16 protein-coding genes, 1 tRNA gene and 1 pseudogene are annotated in these 15,463 nt (G+C 59.5%); 6 read left to right on the forward strand and 12 right to left on the reverse strand.

Annotated elements, in window-relative coordinates:
* Positions 1-65 precede the first annotated feature (65 nt).
* From ychF to CAG47_RS06010, 8 genes are all read right to left on the reverse strand, one after another.
* Positions 66-1,166, reverse strand: coding sequence for a redox-regulated ATPase YchF (ychF, locus tag CAG47_RS05975; protein ID WP_085724000.1), 1,101 nt, complete (start codon positions 1,164-1,166; stop codon positions 66-68).
* 22 nt (positions 1,167-1,188) lie between these two features.
* The gene (pth, locus tag CAG47_RS05980; RefSeq protein WP_007973893.1) at positions 1,189-1,773 is read right to left on the reverse strand and encodes an aminoacyl-tRNA hydrolase; all 585 of its coding nucleotides are present in this window, start codon (positions 1,771-1,773) and stop codon (positions 1,189-1,191) included.
* A 169-nt stretch (positions 1,774-1,942) separates the two neighbouring features.
* Positions 1,943-2,539: a 50S ribosomal protein L25/general stress protein Ctc gene (locus CAG47_RS05985; protein WP_085724001.1), complete on the reverse strand. Its 597-nt coding sequence runs from the start codon at positions 2,537-2,539 to the stop codon at positions 1,943-1,945.
* A gap of 141 nt (positions 2,540-2,680) precedes the next feature.
* Positions 2,681-3,622, reverse strand: coding sequence for a ribose-phosphate pyrophosphokinase (locus CAG47_RS05990; protein WP_003171603.1), 942 nt, complete (start codon positions 3,620-3,622; stop codon positions 2,681-2,683).
* A 46-nt stretch (positions 3,623-3,668) separates the two neighbouring features.
* Positions 3,669-3,743, reverse strand: a tRNA-Gln gene (locus CAG47_RS05995).
* 35 nt (positions 3,744-3,778) lie between these two features.
* On the reverse strand, positions 3,779-4,630 hold the full coding sequence (ispE, locus tag CAG47_RS06000) for a 4-(cytidine 5'-diphospho)-2-C-methyl-D-erythritol kinase (protein WP_085724002.1): 852 nt from the start codon (positions 4,628-4,630) through the stop codon (positions 3,779-3,781).
* A gap of 1 nt (position 4,631) precedes the next feature.
* Positions 4,632-5,249, reverse strand: coding sequence for a lipoprotein insertase outer membrane protein LolB (gene lolB / locus CAG47_RS06005; RefSeq protein WP_085724003.1), 618 nt, complete (start codon positions 5,247-5,249; stop codon positions 4,632-4,634).
* Positions 5,250-5,253: 4 nt separating this feature from the next.
* Positions 5,254-6,978: a tetratricopeptide repeat protein gene (locus CAG47_RS06010; RefSeq protein ID WP_085724004.1), complete on the reverse strand. Its 1,725-nt coding sequence runs from the start codon at positions 6,976-6,978 to the stop codon at positions 5,254-5,256.
* A gap of 233 nt (positions 6,979-7,211) precedes the next feature.
* Between CAG47_RS06010 and hemA the strand changes: the two genes are divergently transcribed.
* The 6 genes from hemA (at position 7,212) to CAG47_RS06040 (ending at position 12,587) form a co-directional block, all read left to right on the forward strand.
* On the forward strand, positions 7,212-8,501 hold the full coding sequence (hemA, locus tag CAG47_RS06015; protein WP_085724005.1) for a glutamyl-tRNA reductase: 1,290 nt from the start codon (positions 7,212-7,214) through the stop codon (positions 8,499-8,501).
* Positions 8,498-9,580 (forward strand): peptide chain release factor 1, encoded by a 1,083-nt coding sequence (gene prfA / locus CAG47_RS06020; RefSeq protein WP_085724006.1) that lies wholly within the window; start codon positions 8,498-8,500, stop codon positions 9,578-9,580. The genes hemA and prfA overlap by 4 nt, the downstream gene beginning before the upstream one ends.
* Positions 9,581-10,411, forward strand: coding sequence for a peptide chain release factor N(5)-glutamine methyltransferase (gene prmC, locus CAG47_RS06025; RefSeq protein WP_085724007.1), 831 nt, complete (start codon positions 9,581-9,583; stop codon positions 10,409-10,411). It abuts the gene before it with no gap.
* Entirely contained in the window at positions 10,405-11,160 is a 756-nt protein-coding gene (locus CAG47_RS06030) for a molybdopterin-synthase adenylyltransferase MoeB (protein ID WP_085724008.1), read from the forward strand. The genes prmC and CAG47_RS06030 overlap by 7 nt, the downstream gene beginning before the upstream one ends.
* Positions 11,153-11,944 carry a glutamate racemase gene (gene murI, locus CAG47_RS06035; RefSeq protein WP_085724009.1) on the forward strand — a complete coding sequence of 264 codons (792 nt, stop codon included), beginning with the start codon at positions 11,153-11,155 and terminating at the stop codon, positions 11,942-11,944. Before CAG47_RS06030 ends, murI begins: the two co-directional genes overlap by 8 nt.
* A 124-nt stretch (positions 11,945-12,068) precedes the next feature.
* Positions 12,069-12,587, forward strand: coding sequence for an acyloxyacyl hydrolase (locus tag CAG47_RS06040; RefSeq protein WP_085724010.1), 519 nt, complete (start codon positions 12,069-12,071; stop codon positions 12,585-12,587).
* A 132-nt stretch (positions 12,588-12,719) separates the two neighbouring features.
* Here the strand turns inward: CAG47_RS06040 and CAG47_RS06045 are convergent, their stop codons facing one another.
* From CAG47_RS06045 to phrB, 4 genes and pseudogenes are all read right to left on the reverse strand, one after another.
* Complete coding sequence (locus CAG47_RS06045; protein ID WP_085724011.1) at positions 12,720-13,025, reverse strand: YkgJ family cysteine cluster protein; 306 nt, start codon at positions 13,023-13,025, stop codon at positions 12,720-12,722.
* A 99-nt stretch (positions 13,026-13,124) separates the two neighbouring features.
* Positions 13,125-13,907, reverse strand: a complete 783-nt coding sequence (locus tag CAG47_RS06050) for an SDR family oxidoreductase (RefSeq protein WP_085724012.1) — start codon at positions 13,905-13,907, stop codon at positions 13,125-13,127.
* Positions 13,904-14,002, reverse strand: a pseudogene (locus CAG47_RS28645) (transcriptional regulator); the annotation flags it as partial. The gene CAG47_RS06050 and the pseudogene CAG47_RS28645, both read right to left, overlap by 4 nt.
* A gap of 2 nt (positions 14,003-14,004) precedes the next feature.
* Positions 14,005-15,447 (reverse strand): deoxyribodipyrimidine photo-lyase, encoded by a 1,443-nt coding sequence (phrB, locus tag CAG47_RS06060; RefSeq protein ID WP_085724336.1) that lies wholly within the window; start codon positions 15,445-15,447, stop codon positions 14,005-14,007.
* Positions 15,448-15,463 lie beyond the last annotated feature (16 nt).

Raw genomic sequence — 15,463 nt, forward strand, 5'->3', positions numbered from 1 at the left:
GGTTTCTGCCTGTTGCGACCGGCAGAAACCAGCCCGATGCTGTCACCTGCGCTTGAAGTCGCCGATTACACGTTGAAGCGGAAGTGCATCACGTCGCCATCTTTGACGATGTAATCCTTGCCTTCCAGTCGCCATTTACCGGCTTCCTTGGTACCGGCTTCGCCCTTGTACTGGATGAAGTCGTTGTAGGCGATCACTTCGGCGCGGATGAAGCCCTTCTCGAAGTCGGTGTGGATCACGCCAGCGGCTTGTGGCGCGGTGGCACCGACACGGACGGTCCAGGCGCGGACTTCTTCGACACCGGCGGTGAAGTAGGTCTGCAGGTGCAGCATTTCGTAGCCAGCGCGGATCACGCGGTTCAGGCCAGGCTCTTCGAGGCCCAGGGCTTCGAGGAACATGTCTTTTTCTTCGCCGTCGTCGAGCTCGGCGATTTCCGCTTCGATCTTGTTGCAGACCGGAACGACCACGGCGCCTTCTTCGGCGGCGATGGCCATGACCACGTCCAGGTGCGGGTTGTTCTCGAAGCCGTCCTCAGCCACGTTGGCGATGTACATCACCGGCTTGGTGGTCAGCAGGTGGAAGCCCTTGATGATCGCCTTTTCTTCGACGCTCATGTTCTTCATCAGGCTGCGTGCAGGCTTGCCTTCGGTGAAGTGCGGGATCAGTTGTTCAAGCAGGGCTTTCTGCGCGACCGCATCCTTGTCGCCGCCCTTGGCGTTGCGCGCGACTTTCTGCAGTTGCTTCTCACAGCTTTCGAGGTCGGCGAAGATCAGCTCCAGGTCGATGATCTCGATGTCGCGTTTCGGGTCGACGCTGTTGGAGACGTGAATCACGTTCTCGTCTTCGAAGCAGCGGACCACGTGGGCGATGGCATCGGTTTCACGGATGTTGGCCAGGAACTTGTTACCCAGGCCTTCACCTTTCGATGCGCCGGCAACCAGGCCCGCGATGTCGACGAACTCCATGGTGGTCGGCAGGATGCGCTTTGGATTGACGATGGCTGCCAGGGCATCCAGGCGCGAGTCCGGCATCGGCACGATACCGCTGTTCGGCTCGATGGTGCAGAAGGGGAAGTTCTCGGCCGCGATCCCGGATTTGGTCAGAGCGTTGAACAGGGTGGACTTGCCGACGTTAGGCAGGCCGACGATGCCGCAATTGAATCCCATGGTGTTTCCCCTCGGATAAGAGTCAGGCCTTCTGGCTGTGCAGGTTTTTCATCGCGCGGTTCCATTCCCCGGCGAGAATATCCGGCAGCACGCCGAGGGCGAAGTCGATGCTGGCATCGAGTTTTTCCTGTTCGGCGCGTGGCGCACGACCCAGGACGAAGTTTGAAACCATACTGGCAACGCCCGGGTGGCCAATGCCAAGCCGCAAGCGATGAAAGGTATTCTGATTGCCCAGTTGCGCAATGATGTCGCGCAACCCGTTGTGACCGCCATGACCGCCGCCCACTTTGAGTTTGGCGACGCCCGGAGGCAGATCGAGTTCGTCGTGCGCCACGAGGATTTCTTCAGGCTTGATGCGGAAGAAACCGGCGAGGGCCGCTACGGCCTGGCCGCTGCGGTTCATGTACGTGGTGGGAATCAGCAGACGAACATCCTGACCCTGGTGCGAATAGCGCCCGGTCAGGCCGAAATACTTGCGGTCCGCCACAAGGTTCACGCCTTGTGCGTTCGCGATGCGCTCAACAAAAAGGGCCCCTGCGTTATGCCGGGTCTGTTCGTATTCAGCGCCTGGATTTCCCAGGCCAACGATCAGTTTGATGGCAGTCACGATAGGGGCCCTTCTTTGGAGTGGTGGATAACATCGCCGCAATCAGGGAGAGCGGCGAAAGTGGACGAAAATTGCTCATTTACCATGATGTAAACTCCGCGTTCTCGCCCGCTTTCTCGCTACGTTCCAGTCCGCGATGTTATTTGATCACTCCGGCGTACAGAGTGAATTACTCTGCAGCGCCTTCTGCAGCTTCTGGAGCAACACGTGGAGCGTGAACGTTGGCAACAGCCAGGTCGTTACCGTGAGCCAGAGCAACAAACTCAACGCCTTTAGGGGCTTTGAGGTCGGACAGGTGAATGATCGAGCCGACTTCGGCGTTAGCCAGGTCGACTTCGATGAACTCAGGCAGGTCCTTGGCTTCGCAGGAAACTTCGATCTCGTTGGCAACGTGAGAGATTTCGCCGCCTTTCTTGACTGGAGCTTCTTCGTTGATGAAGTGAACCGGTACTTTGGCGGTCAGCTTCTGGCCAGCGACAACGCGCACGAAGTCAGCGTGCATGATGAATTGCTTGGCTGGGTGACGCTGCATGGCCTTGATGATTACGTTCTGCTTGGCGCCGTCGATGTTCAGCTCGATAACGTGGCTGAAGGCAGCTTCGTTTTCGAACAGCTTGGTGATTTCCTTGGTCAGGATGGTCACGGATTCAGCAGGCTTGTTGCCACCGTATACAACGGCAGGGATGTTCAGAGCGTGACGCAGGCGGCGGCTCGCACCTTTCCCCAGGTCAGTACGCGCTTGAGCGTTCAGAGTAAAATCAGTCATTTTGTATCTCCAAAATAGCCATCACCGATTGGCGTTTGCGACCAGCGCCAAACACGGTATGGGCAAAAAAGCCCCGCCCCGACAGGAATGCCGGGGCGGGGCGCTTTTCGTCAACGAGACATTTCGAGAAGGGCAGGGCCCTTAGCGGAACATCGCGCTGATCGATTCTTCATTGCTGATGCGGCGGACCGCCTCGGCAACGACCGGTGCGATATCCAGTTGGCGGATACGCGCACAGGCTTGTGCTGCAGCGGACAGAGGAATGGTGTTGGTTACCACCAGCTCGTCCAGCACGGAATTTTCAATGTTTTCGATCGCCCGACCCGACAGCACAGGGTGCGTGCAGTAGGCGAAAACCTTGGCTGCGCCATGCTCTTTCAGGGCCTTGGCCGCGTGGCACAGGGTGCCGGCGGTATCGACCATGTCATCGACCAGAATACAGGTGCGCCCTTCGACATCACCGATGATATGCATCACTTCAGAGTGATTGGCTTTCTCACGGCGTTTGTCGATGATCCCGAGATCCACGCCCAGGGATTTGGCAACGGCACGTGCACGCACGACGCCACCAATGTCCGGGGACACGATCATCAGGTTTTCGAAGCGCTGATCTTCGATGTCATCCACCAGAACCGGGGAGCCGTAGATGTTATCTACCGGAATATCGAAGAAACCCTGGATTTGGTCAGCATGCAGATCAACCGTGAGAACACGGTCGATGCCGACTACGGTAAGCATGTCAGCCACGACTTTCGCGCTGATAGCCACACGTGCGGAACGCGGACGGCGATCCTGACGGGCATAACCAAAGTAAGGAATAACAGCAGTGATACGAGTAGCCGAGGAGCGGCGGAAGGCATCAGCCATCACTACCAGTTCCATCAGGTTATCGTTGGTCGGAGCGCAAGTCGGCTGAATAATGAAGACGTCTTTACCGCGGACGTTTTCATTGATCTCGGCTGTGATTTCGCCGTCGGAAAACTTGCCGACAGAGATGTCACCGAGAGGGATATGCAGCTGACGTACGACACGCCGAGCCAGATCGGGGTTAGCGTTCCCCGTAAAGACCATCATCTTGGACACGCGCAGTACCTGAAGGCTGAGGGTAACCTGGATGAGTATAGGAAAATGGCAGGGGCGGCTGGATTCGAACCAACGCATGGCAGGATCAAAACCTGCTGCCTTACCGCTTGGCGACGCCCCTGTATCTGTTGCACGATTACCCGGTAATCGATTCCTTTAGAGCAGACCTTTAAGCTTGCGATGCAACATCGAAACGTTGCTTCCTTTTGCTACAAAACCTGTAAGGGTCTCTGTAAGAAGGGCCGAGACTTTATCAGCTTCAGCTTTGCTTGGGAAGCCCCCAAACACACAACTTCCAGTTCCGGTGAGTTTTGCTTCGGTAAATTTACCTAGCAAATTCAAAGCGTTACGTACCTCTGGATAACGCCTTGTTACCACCGGCAAGCAGTCATTTCGACTGTTTCCCTTGGGAACGGGGCGCACTTTAATGGGAGGAGTGTTACGTGTCAACAACGGATCTGAAAAAATTTCTGCCGTACTTACAGAGACTTGCGGCACCAGCACGAGATACCACGGTTCTTCCGGGTCGACAGGGGTGAGTTTCTCGCCAACGCCTTCGGCGAAAGCCGCATGGCCTCGCACGAAAACCGGGACGTCTGCGCCCAGCGTCAACCCCAGGCCGGCCAGGCGATCTTCATCCCAGCCCAATTGCCATAGATGATTCAAACCAAGCAATGTCGTTGCGGCGTTCGAGCTGCCGCCACCGATACCGCCGCCCATCGGCAGGATTTTTTCAATCCAGATATCGATGCCCAGCGAACAACCGGATTGCTCCTGAAGTTTTTTCGCGGCCTTGACGATCAGATTGCTGTCGTGGGGAACGCCCGGGAATTCGGTGTGCAGTCGGATGATGCCGTCATCGCGCAGGGCATAGGTGATCTCGTCACCGTAATCGAGAAACTGAAACATGGTTTGCAGTTCGTGGTAGCCGTCTTCGCGGCGACCCAGAATGTGCAGCATCAGGTTGAGTTTGGCTGGAGACGGCAAAGTCAGGCGATTGGCTGGCATGTCATGACCCCAGTTTGCGCGGTTGCCAAGCCTTGATCACCAGTGTGACGTCAAGGTCGGTGCCATGCAGTTTGATTCGCTCTGGCAGCCAGTAACCGTTTTGCTGGGTGTAGTCGGTGTATTCGACCTGCCAGCCATCCTGCTCGAGGTTGGCCAGGCGACTGGAGGCATCCAGTGTCAGGCGACTTTTGCTGTCGGGCGCCGGGAGGCCACGCACCCACCAGGCCAGGTTGGACACTGGCAGTTTCCAGCCAAGCTGTTCTTCGAGCAGCACTTCCGGATTCGGCGCGTCGTAACGCCCCTGGTTGGCGACTTCCAGCGACACCTTGCCCGGACGTCCGGTCAGGCGAGCCGCACCGCGACCCAGTGGGCCGGACAGGCGTATGTCGTAGTAATCCTGGCGTTGCAACCAGAACAGCGTGCCGCTGCCCGAGTCTTTCGGAGCGCGAATGCCGATCTTGCCGTCGATCTGCCAGCCATCGAGGCCGGTCAGTTGCTGTTTGTGCTCGCGCCATTGGGTGGCGTTGCCATGACCCTCGACCGATTCGCGGGGACCCAGGCCGGCGCAACCGGCGAGCAGGGCGATAAAACTGAAAACGATGAAATGGCGCAAAAACATAATCTTAAAGAGTCTCGGATCCGGTCAGGCGTTTGATGGTGCCGCGCAGGGTCGGGCTGTCGGGTTGTTCCTTGAGGAACTTGCCCCAGACTTGTCTGGCTTCACGCTGTTTGCCGTTGGCCCACAGCACTTCACCCAGGTGAGCGGCGACTTCCTGGTCGGGGAAGCGATCCAGTGCCTGACGCAGCAGGCGTTCGGCTTCGTCGAGATTGCCCATGCGGTAATTCACCCAGCCAAGGCTGTCGAGTACCGCCGGATCTTCCGGACTGATCTGGTGCGCCTGTTCGATCAGGGCCTTGGCTTCGGCATAGCGCGTAGTGCGGTCGGACAGGGTGTAGCCAAGGGCGTTCAAGGCCATGGCATTGTCCGGATCGCGCTTGATGATCAATCGCAGGTCTTTTTCCATCTGCGTCAGGTCATTGCGTTTTTCCGCCTGCATGGCGCGGGTGTAAAGCAGGTTCAAGTCGTCGGGGTATTGCTGCAAGGCTTGTTGCAGAACATTCCAGGCCTTGTCGCCCTGATTGTTGGCGGACAGGGTTTCGGCTTCGATCAGGTACAACTGAATCGCATAATCCGGCTGTTGGTCGCGTTCCGCCGCCAGCTTGCGTTGCGCTTCGGCGGTCTTGCCGTTGCTGATCAGGATGTCGGCCTGGCGCAATTGCGCCGGCAGGTAGTCGCTGCCCGGGCCAACCTTGGCGTATTCGATCAGGGCGCCTTGCGGGTCGTTTTGCTCTTCGGCGATGCGGCCGAGATTCAGGTGTGCCGAGTCGACGTGGCTATCCCGGTCGATCAGGTCTTCCAGATAGCCCTTGGCCTCATTCCAGGCCTTGGCTTCCAGGCAAACCAGTGCCAGGGAATAACGCAGTTCGTCGTCTTCCGGATATTGCTGAACCAGGCTCGAGAACTCGGCCTTGGCGTCGTCCATGCGGTCCTGTTCAACCAGCATGCGCGCATAAGTCAGGCGCAGGCGCTTGTCATCCGGGTATTTCTTGATGCTTTTCTGCAGCAGCGGCAGGGCTTCGTCGCCACGATTCAGGGTTTGCAACAACCGCGCACGCAGCAGGATCGGCGCGATTTCGCCGTCTTCGGGCGGATTGTTTTCCAGCAGGGTCAATGCGCCTCTGGCGTCGCCGTCCTGTTGCATCAGCAACGCCTTGCCGAAAATCAACTGGCTGTTGTTCGGATGGCGTTGCAGCAAACGGTCAAAGCTTTTCATCAAGCCGTTGCGGGTGTCCTGGTCAGTGTCGGCCGCGGACAGCGCGAGGAAGTCGAAATGGGTGTCGCCCTTGCCTTGCAGGACTTTCTCCATATAGGCCATGGAGTCGTCATAACGCCCGGCGCGTGCCAGTTGCACGGCGGCGGCGCGTTGCGCTTCGAGGTCGTCGGGAGCGTTCCTTGCCCAGATCAGCGCAGTGTCCAGGGCTGCCTGATCGGCACCCAGATATTCGGCGATACGGAATGCCCGCTCGGAAATGCCCGGATCCTGAGTATTGATGGCCTGGGTCACATAGTTGTCCAAGGCAATGTCGAAACGATTGCGCTGGCCAGCCAATTCGGCGCTCAACAGGCTGAAAATGGTGTCCTCGCTGAACGAGCTGTAGACCTTGGGCTTTTCAGGGGCCGGGGTGCTGCCCTCCACCGACGGCGTACCGTCCGACGAGACGGGTGCCAAGGCCTGGCAGCCGCTGAGGAAGACAAAAGCGAGGAGCAACGCGGAAGATCTATTCATATGGGAAGAGGGCGACTAACCTGCGGTCGGATCATCATGACACAAGCTTTCGGCCAAACATAACCGGCCCGGCAATTTACCTGCCAGCCCGATAAATGACTCCGGGTGGCCCCGTAAACGAGAACCGCTCGCAACGCTGGCTCCACCTACAGGGGCGATAGACATCGAGTAGTTGTTCTGATTCCGTCGAAGTAGGACAATTGCCGGCTTCACGTCACCATCAGCGACTTTGAATGGCCTTCCTTGCACTCGGTATTAACCACAAGACTGCTTCAGTAGACGTCCGCGAGCGCGTGGCTTTTACCCCTGAGCAGCTGGTTGAGGCCTTGCAGCAGCTCTGCCGACTCACCGACAGCCGCGAAGCTGCGATCCTCTCCACCTGCAATCGCAGTGAACTCTATATAGAACAGGATCACCTGTCGGCGGACATCGTGCTGCGCTGGCTGGCCGAATATCATCATTTGAGCTTCGACGAGCTGCGCGAAAGCGCCTATGTGCATGAAGACGATGCGGCAGTTCGTCACATGATGCGGGTCGCTTCCGGGCTCGACTCGCTGGTGTTGGGTGAACCGCAGATTCTCGGCCAGATGAAGTCGGCCTATGCCGTGGCCCGCGAAGCCGGCACCATCGGGCCATTGCTCGGGCGCTTGTTCCAGGCCACGTTCAATGCGGCCAAGCAGGTGCGCACCGACACCGCCATCGGTGAGAACCCGGTGTCGGTGGCGTTTGCCGCGGTGAGCCTGGCCAAGCAGATTTTCAGCGACCTGCAACGCAGCCAGGCGTTGTTGATCGGCGCCGGCGAGACCATCACCCTGGTTGCCCGCCATCTGCATGACCTCGGTGTAAAGCGTATCGTGGTCGCCAACCGCACCCTGGAGCGCGCCAGCATTCTGGCCGAACAGTTCGGCGCACATGCAGTGCTGCTCTCGGATATCCCGGCGGAGCTGGTGCGCAGCGATATCGTCATCAGTTCCACTGCCAGCCAGTTGCCGATTCTGGGCAAGGGCGCGGTGGAAAGCGCCTTGAAACTGCGCAAGCACAAGCCGATCTTCATGGTGGATATCGCCGTTCCACGCGACATCGAGCCAGAAGTCGGCGAGTTGGACGACGTTTACCTCTATAGCGTCGACGATCTCCACGAGGTGGTTGCCGAGAACCTCAAGAGCCGTCAGGGCGCAGCCCAGGCAGCCGAAGAGATGGTTTCGATCGGCGCCGAAGACTTCATGGTCCGCCTGCGTGAATTGGCGGCAGTGGATGTGCTCAAGGCCTATCGTCAACAGAGCGAACGCCTGCGCGACGAAGAATTGCAAAAGGCCCAGCGCCTGCTGGCCAACGGCAGCAGTGCCGAAGAGGTGCTGGTGCAATTGGCCCGCGGGCTGACCAACAAACTGTTGCACGCACCGAGCGTGCAGTTGAAAAAGCTCTCTGCCGAAGGTCGCCTCGATGCGCTGGCGATGGCCCAGGAACTCTTTGCCCTCGGTGAGGGCTCATCGGATAGCTTTTCGGATAAAAAACCGCAATGAAAGCGTCACTGCTCAATAAGCTGGATGTCCTCCAGGACCGTTTCGAGGAATTGACCGCCCTGCTGGGCGATGGCGAGGTCATTTCCGATCAGAACAAGTTCCGCGCCTACTCCAAGGAGTACGCGGAAGTTGAGCCGATCGTGGGCGCCTTCAAAGAACTGCTCAAAGTGCAGGATGACCTCGAGGGTGCCCAGGCATTGCTCAAGGACAGCGACCCGGATCTGCGTGAAATGGCCGTGGAAGAAGTCCGCGAGGCCAAGGAACGCCTGGTTGCGCTCGAGGCCGACCTGCAGCGCATGCTGTTGCCCAAGGACCCGAACGACGGGCGCAACGTGTTCCTCGAAATCCGCGCCGGTACCGGCGGCGATGAAGCGGCGATTTTCTCCGGCGACCTGTTTCGCATGTATTCGCGTTACGCCGAGCGTCGTGGCTGGCGGGTGGAGATCCTCTCGGAAAGCGAGGGTGAACATGGCGGCTATAAAGAGGTGATTGCCCGGGTCGAGGGCGACAACGTCTACGGCAAGCTGAAATTCGAATCCGGCGCGCACCGCGTACAGCGGGTTCCGGCGACCGAATCCCAGGGGCGTATCCACACGTCGGCCTGCACCGTGGCGGTATTGCCCGAGCCGGATGAACAGGAAGCCATCGAGATCAACCCGGCCGACCTGCGCATCGATACCTATCGCTCCTCCGGCGCCGGTGGCCAGCACGTCAACAAGACTGACTCGGCGATCCGTATCACGCACTTGCCGTCCGGCATCGTGGTCGAGTGCCAGGAAGAACGTTCGCAGCACAAGAACCGTGCCCGGGCGATGTCCTGGTTGTCGGCCAAGCTGAACGATCAACAGACCTCCGCCGCGGCCAACGCCATCGCCAGTGAGCGCAAGTTGCTGGTCGGTTCCGGTGATCGCTCCGAGCGCATCCGTACCTACAACTTTGCTCAGGGCCGGGTCACCGACCACCGGGTCAACCTGACCTTGTATTCCCTCGACGAGATTCTCGCCGGTGGCGTCGAGGCGGTGATCGAGCCGCTGCTGGCCGAGTACCAGGCCGATCAATTGGCAGCGATAGGTGAGTAAATGACGATCATTGCCAGTTTGTTGCGCGCCGCCGAACTACCCGACTCGCCGACGGCGCGTCTGGATGCCGAACTGTTGCTGGCGGCGGCACTGGGCAAGTCCCGCAGTTTTCTGCACACCTGGCCGGAACGCATCGTGCCGAGCGAAGCGGCGCTGACGTTCGCCGAGTATTTACAGCGCCGCCGCAGCGGTGAGCCGGTGGCCTACATTCTCGGCCAACAAGGATTCTGGAAGCTCGATCTGGAGGTCGCGCCGCACACGCTGATCCCACGCCCGGACACCGAACTGCTGGTGGAAGCTGCGCTGGAATTGTTGCCGGCCACTGTGGCCAGGGTGCTCGACCTCGGCACCGGCAGTGGTGCGATTGCCCTGGCCCTGGCCAGTGAACGCCCGGCGTGGAACGTCACTGCCGTGGATCGCGTGCTGGAAGCCGTGGCCCTGGCCGAACGCAATCGCCAGCGTCTGCACCTGAACAATGCCAAGGTACTGAGCAGTCATTGGTTCAGTGCCCTGGAAGGTCAGCGTTTTCAGCTGATCATCAGCAACCCGCCGTATATCGCGGCGGCCGATCCGCACCTGGTCGAGGGTGATGTGCGCTTCGAACCGGCCAGCGCCCTGGTGGCCGGTGTCGACGGGCTCGACGATCTGCGCCTGATCGTCGCCCAGGCGCCAGACCATCTTGACGCAGGCGGTTGGCTGATGCTCGAGCATGGCTATGATCAGGCCGAGGCCGTTCGCGATTTGCTGCTGACCCGCGGTTTTGTAGAAGTCCACAGCCGCACCGATCTGGGCGGTCATCAACGCATCAGTCTGGGGCGCCTGCCGTGCTGAATGATCAGGAGTTGTTGCGTTACAGTCGGCAGATTCTGCTGCAACACATCGATATCGACGGTCAGTTGCGGCTCAAGGACAGCCGCGTACTGATCGTCGGCCTTGGTGGCCTCGGCGCGCCGGTGGCGTTGTACCTCGCCGCTGCGGGTGTTGGCCAATTGCATCTGGCGGACTTCGATACGGTCGACCTGACCAACCTGCAGCGCCAGATCATTCACGACACTGACAGTGTCGGCATGACCAAGGTCGATTCGGCGCTCAAGCGCCTGAGCGCGATCAATCCTGAAATTCAACTGATCGCCCATCGTGCCGCGCTGGACGAAGATTCCCTCGCTGCCGTGGTGGCGGGGGTGGATCTGGTGCTCGATTGCTCCGACAATTTCTCTACCCGTGAAGCGGTTAACGCCGCTTGTGTGGCGTCCGGCAAACCTTTGGTCAGTGGCGCAGCGATTCGCCTCGAAGGGCAGTTGTCGGTGTTCGATCCGCGTCGCCCGGAAAGCCCGTGCTACCACTGTTTGTATGGGCACGGCAGCGAAGCCGAATTGACCTGTAGCGAGGCCGGCGTGGTTGGGCCGCTGGTGGGGCTGGTCGGCAGTCTGCAAGCGCTTGAAGCGCTGAAGTTGCTGGCCGGATTCGGTGAGCCGCTGGTGGGGCGCCTGCTGTTGATCGACGCCTTGGGTACACGCTTCCGTGAGCTGCGGGTCAAGCGCGATCCGGGTTGCAGCGTCTGTGGGGCGAAACATGCGTGAAGCGCCGATTGGCGTGTTCGACTCCGGTGTCGGCGGGCTCTCGGTACTGGCCGAGATCCAGCGTTTGCTGCCCAATGAGTCGCTGATGTATGTCGCCGATTGCGGGAATATTCCCTATGGCGAGAAAACCCCGGCGTTTATCCAACAGCGTTGCAGCGTGATGGCCGACTTCTTTCAGCAGCAGGGCGCCAAGGCCCTGGTGCTGGCCTGCAACACGGCGACGGTGGCTGGCGTCGCCGACTTGCGTCGCGACTATCCGGAATGGCCCATCGTCGGCATGGAACCGGCGGTCAAGCCTGCCGCCGCCGCCACCCGCAGCGGCGTGGTGGGGGTGCTGGCCACCACCGGCACCTTGCAGAGCGCCAAGTTCGCCGCGTTGCTCGACCGTTTCGCCACGGACGTGAAAGTGATCACCCAGCCGTGTCCGGGGCTCGTGGAGCTGATTGAAAACGGCGATCTGCACAGCCCCGAACTGCGTCAGCTGTTGGCCGGGTATGTCGAACCCCTGCTGGCCGCTGGTGCGGACACCCTGATTCTCGGCTGTACCCATTACCCCTTTCTCAAGCCGCTGCTGCGGCAGATGATCCCCGAGGACATCAGCCTGATCGATACCGGTGCCGCCGTCGCGCGGCAACTGCAGCGGCTTTTGGCCGAAGGCGAGTTGCTCGCCCAGGGGCCGGCCCGAGAAGCGCAGTTCTGGACCAGTGCCGATCCGCTTCATTTCAGAAATATCTTGCCGATACTGTGGAATACCGCTGGCGTTGTGCGAAGCTTCAACAGGTAGAAGCCTGTCCGGGGGGAGAACGAAAAATCGGGGTGAACTTCTGATAAATCGCTGACTTCTATAGTTTTGCGGGGCTTGGTAACAAAAAAAACCATACGAAATCGTTCGGAAAAGGAAGTTTCTAGTGAAGCGACTATTCTGCTTGGCCGCGATTGCGGCCGCACTGATGGGGCACACTTTTACCGCGCAGGCGGCAGGTGTGGAATTCGCGGTTGGTCAGACCAGCGATTCGACCATGACGTATCGACTGGGCATGCAGTTCGATTGGGACCAGAGCTGGATGCAGAGTGACGTGGGGCGTGTGACCGGCTACTGGAGCGGCGCCTACACCTATTGGGAAGGCGACAAGACCTCGAGCAACAACAGCCTGTCGTTCTCCCCGGTGTTCGTTTACGAATTTGCCGGCCAGAACGTCAAACCGTTCGTTGAAGCGGGCATTGGCGTGGCGGTGTTCTCCAATACCCGACTCGAAGACAACAACATCGGCAGTGCTTTCCAGTTTGAAGACCGGATCGGTTTTGGCCTGCGCTTCAACGGCGGCCATGAAGTCGGGATCCGTGCGACGCACTATTCCAACGCCGGGCTCGCCAGTTCCAACGACGGTGTAGAAAGCTACTCGCTGCATTACACGTTGCCGTTGTAAGCGCCAACGCTGCACTAAATGTGGGAGCGAGCCTGCTCGCGAAAGCGGTTTAACATTCACCATTTATAGTGATTGTCAGACTGCATTCGCGAGCAGGCTCGCTCCCACATTTGTATTTGGGTGACTTCAAAACTAGCGATATGCCGTCGAAATCCCCTGGCGTTCGTCGATGCACTCCGGTGCGCCCATCTCGAACTCCCGGCAGATCAGTGGGCGTTTTTCGTAGATGGTGCACATCATCGTGTTGCGATCCAGTGCGGCGCACCAGCCGTCCTCCAGGCGCAGCATGACTTCCCCGCCCCAGTCATCGGTATCGATGAAGCGTTCAGGCACACCCGTATCGGTGATCAGCATGACTTCGAGCTGACAGCAGCAGGCAGCGCAGGTCGAGCACGTGACCTCGGGCTCCGCGATTTGCGTATGGGGGATGGTTTTCATGGCGTGCAGTGTAAGGCAGTCACCGGGGGCAGTGTGAAGGGGCTGACGGACGCTCGAGTATTGGAACGTCCGGGATACCGCCGCCAATGAGGGCGATTTTCAGGGTTGATCCTTGACCGGTGGCTGGCTGCGTACCATGGGTTTTCCGATCTCCAGTTTCACTTGGTCCGGCTGTTTGGAGAGCGGCCAGAGGGCGCCCATGAATGCCGCCGGGAAAGCGATTTCCAGCGGGCGGTCCTTGAGTTTTTCGAATATGTGCCGTGCGGCTTTTTCCACCGGCCAGCTCAAAGGCATGGAGAAATCGCTTTCCCCTGTCAGTGGCGTTTCGACAAAGCCAGGGCTGATCACCGTGAGTTCTATGCCCTCCGGGGCCAGGTCGATGCGCAGGGACTCCAACAGATTACGCAGCCCGGTCTTCGAAGCACCATACGCTTCTGTCTTGGGCAGCGGCAGATAAGTCACCGTACTGGCCATAGCCACCAAATGCGGTGCGGTGCCGGCACGCAGCATAGGCAGGGCCGCGTCGATGCAATAGCTGCTGGCCAACAGGTTGGTGCGCAGCACATGCTCGACAATTGATTCATCGAACTGCTTGGCATCCACGTACTCGCAGGTGCCCGCGTTGAGTATCACGGTGTCCAGCGAGCCCCAGTCCTCGGCAATCTGCTCGCCGATCTCGCGTACGGTCTGGCTGTTGGTCAGGTCTCCGGCGAGCACCAGCACCTGTCCCGGATAACGTTGCGACAAGACCTTGAGCGGTTCCACCGTGCGTGAGCTGACGGCCAGGTGCGCACCGGTTTTCAGGATTTCTTCGGCCAGGGCGGCACCAATGCCATTGCTGGCACCAGTCAGCCAATATCGTCGTGGGAGTGTGCGACTCATCCCAATCTCCTTTTCAACCGGGTCATTGCCCGGTCCAATACGGGTAAATGTTCATAAAGCAGAACTCCGGCATCGAGATAATCCCGATGGCGGTAACTCATGACCCAACGGCGGCGTATTGCCGCGAGGGAAGGTTTTTGAATGCCGTCAGCGCGCGCGCGCGGGAGCTGCTCAAGTCGACGATCGGTGAGGGGTAATCCACCGCACCGAACAGGCCGCCGAGATTGGCAGGGTTGTGCACGTCTTTTTTATTCAGCTCTGCCAGTTCCGGCAGCCAGCGTTTGATGAATACGCCTTCGGGGTCGAATTTTTCCGACTGGCTCAACGGGTTGAAAATCCGGAAGTAAGGCGCCGAGTCGGTGCCGGTGGAGGAACTCCACTGCCAGCCACCGTTGTTCGCCGCCAGGTCGCCATCGATCAGGTGACGCATGAAAAAGCGTTCGCCTTCGCGCCAGTCGATCAGCAGGTTTTTGCTCAGGAACATCGCTACCACCATGCGCAGGCGGTTGTGCATCCAGCCGGTTGCCAGCAGTTGGCGCATCGCGGCGTCGATGATCGGCAAGCCGGTGCGCGCCTGTTGCCAGGCGACCAGTTCTTCGGGGGCATCACGCCAGGCCAGTGCTTCGGTTTCGGGGCGAAACGCGCGGTGCCGGGACACCCGTGGGTAGCCCACCAGGATGTGTTTGTAGAACTCGCGCCACAACAACTCGTTGATCCAGGTGACGGCGCCGCTGTTGCCGCTGTCGAACTCACCTTGATTGCTGTTCAAGGCGGCGTGCAGGCATTGGCGGGGCGAAATCACCCCGGCGGCCAGATAGGCCGAGAGCTGACTGGTACCGGGCTTTGCAGGGAAATCGCGTTCGCTTTGATAGTGATCAATCTGCGTATCGGCAAAATGCTCGAGGCGATGCCTGGCTTCCGTTTCGCCAGCCGGCCACAGGCTGCGCAACGTGTCATCGGGCGTTGCGAAACCCTCGATGCTGTCGGGGATTGCATCGCTGGCAATGTTCAGCGGCGCTTGTTTTTGCGGTGCGCGGACCAGGCTGGGCAGCGAGTGGTGCAGTCGTTCGTAGCAGACTTTGCGAAACTGGCTGAAGACCTGAAAGTAAGTGCCGGTCCGGGTCAGCACACTACCGGGCTTGAACAGCAATTGATCGAGGTAGCGGTGAACCTCGATACCTACGGCCTTTAACGTCCGGGTGACCGCTGCATCCCGGCGGGATTCATGGATGCCGTATTCCTCGTTGAGGTACAGCGCGCTGACCTGCCACTGTCGGCACAGGTCCAGCAGTACGCCTGGCGCGTCCTCCCAGCGCGGTGCCCGGCGGATCAGCAGGGGAATGTTCAGTCGACCCAGTTCTCGGCTCAACTCGCGCAGGTTACGCAGCCAGAAGTCCACTTTGCAGGGCGCATCGTCGTGTTCCAGCCATTGTTCCGGGCTCAGCAGATATACCGCCACGCAGGGGCCGCGAGCCGCGGCGGCCGAGAGGGCGGTGTTGTCATGCAGGCGCAAGTCGCTGCGTAGCCAGATCAACTGCATTTTGGTATCCACGCGA

It is taken from the genome of Pseudomonas sp. R37(2017) (genome assembly GCF_002113375.1).
Classification (GTDB): domain Bacteria; phylum Pseudomonadota; class Gammaproteobacteria; order Pseudomonadales; family Pseudomonadaceae; genus Aquipseudomonas.

Bases quoted from the DNA above. Each gene is read 5' to 3' on its own strand.
- ychF (WP_085724000.1), bottom strand. From the start codon at position 1,166: ATGGGATTCAATTGCGGCATCGTCGGCCTGCCTAACGTCGGCAAGTCC.
- CAG47_RS05985 (WP_085724001.1), bottom strand. From the start codon at position 2,539: ATGACTGATTTTACTCTGAACGCTCAAGCGCGTACTGACCTGGGGAAA.
- ispE (WP_085724002.1), bottom strand. From the start codon at position 4,630: ATGCCAGCCAATCGCCTGACTTTGCCGTCTCCAGCCAAACTCAACCTG.
- lolB (WP_085724003.1), bottom strand. From the start codon at position 5,249: ATGTTTTTGCGCCATTTCATCGTTTTCAGTTTTATCGCCCTGCTCGCC.
- CAG47_RS06010 (WP_085724004.1), bottom strand. From the start codon at position 6,978: ATGAATAGATCTTCCGCGTTGCTCCTCGCTTTTGTCTTCCTCAGCGGC.
- hemA (WP_085724005.1), top strand. From the start codon at position 7,212: ATGGCCTTCCTTGCACTCGGTATTAACCACAAGACTGCTTCAGTAGAC.
- prfA (WP_085724006.1), top strand. From the start codon at position 8,498: ATGAAAGCGTCACTGCTCAATAAGCTGGATGTCCTCCAGGACCGTTTC.
- prmC (WP_085724007.1), top strand. From the start codon at position 9,581: ATGACGATCATTGCCAGTTTGTTGCGCGCCGCCGAACTACCCGACTCG.
- murI (WP_085724009.1), top strand. From the start codon at position 11,153: ATGCGTGAAGCGCCGATTGGCGTGTTCGACTCCGGTGTCGGCGGGCTC.
- CAG47_RS06045 (WP_085724011.1), bottom strand. From the start codon at position 13,025: ATGAAAACCATCCCCCATACGCAAATCGCGGAGCCCGAGGTCACGTGC.
- CAG47_RS06050 (WP_085724012.1), bottom strand. From the start codon at position 13,907: ATGAGTCGCACACTCCCACGACGATATTGGCTGACTGGTGCCAGCAAT.
- phrB (WP_085724336.1), bottom strand. From the start codon at position 15,447: ATGCAGTTGATCTGGCTACGCAGCGACTTGCGCCTGCATGACAACACC.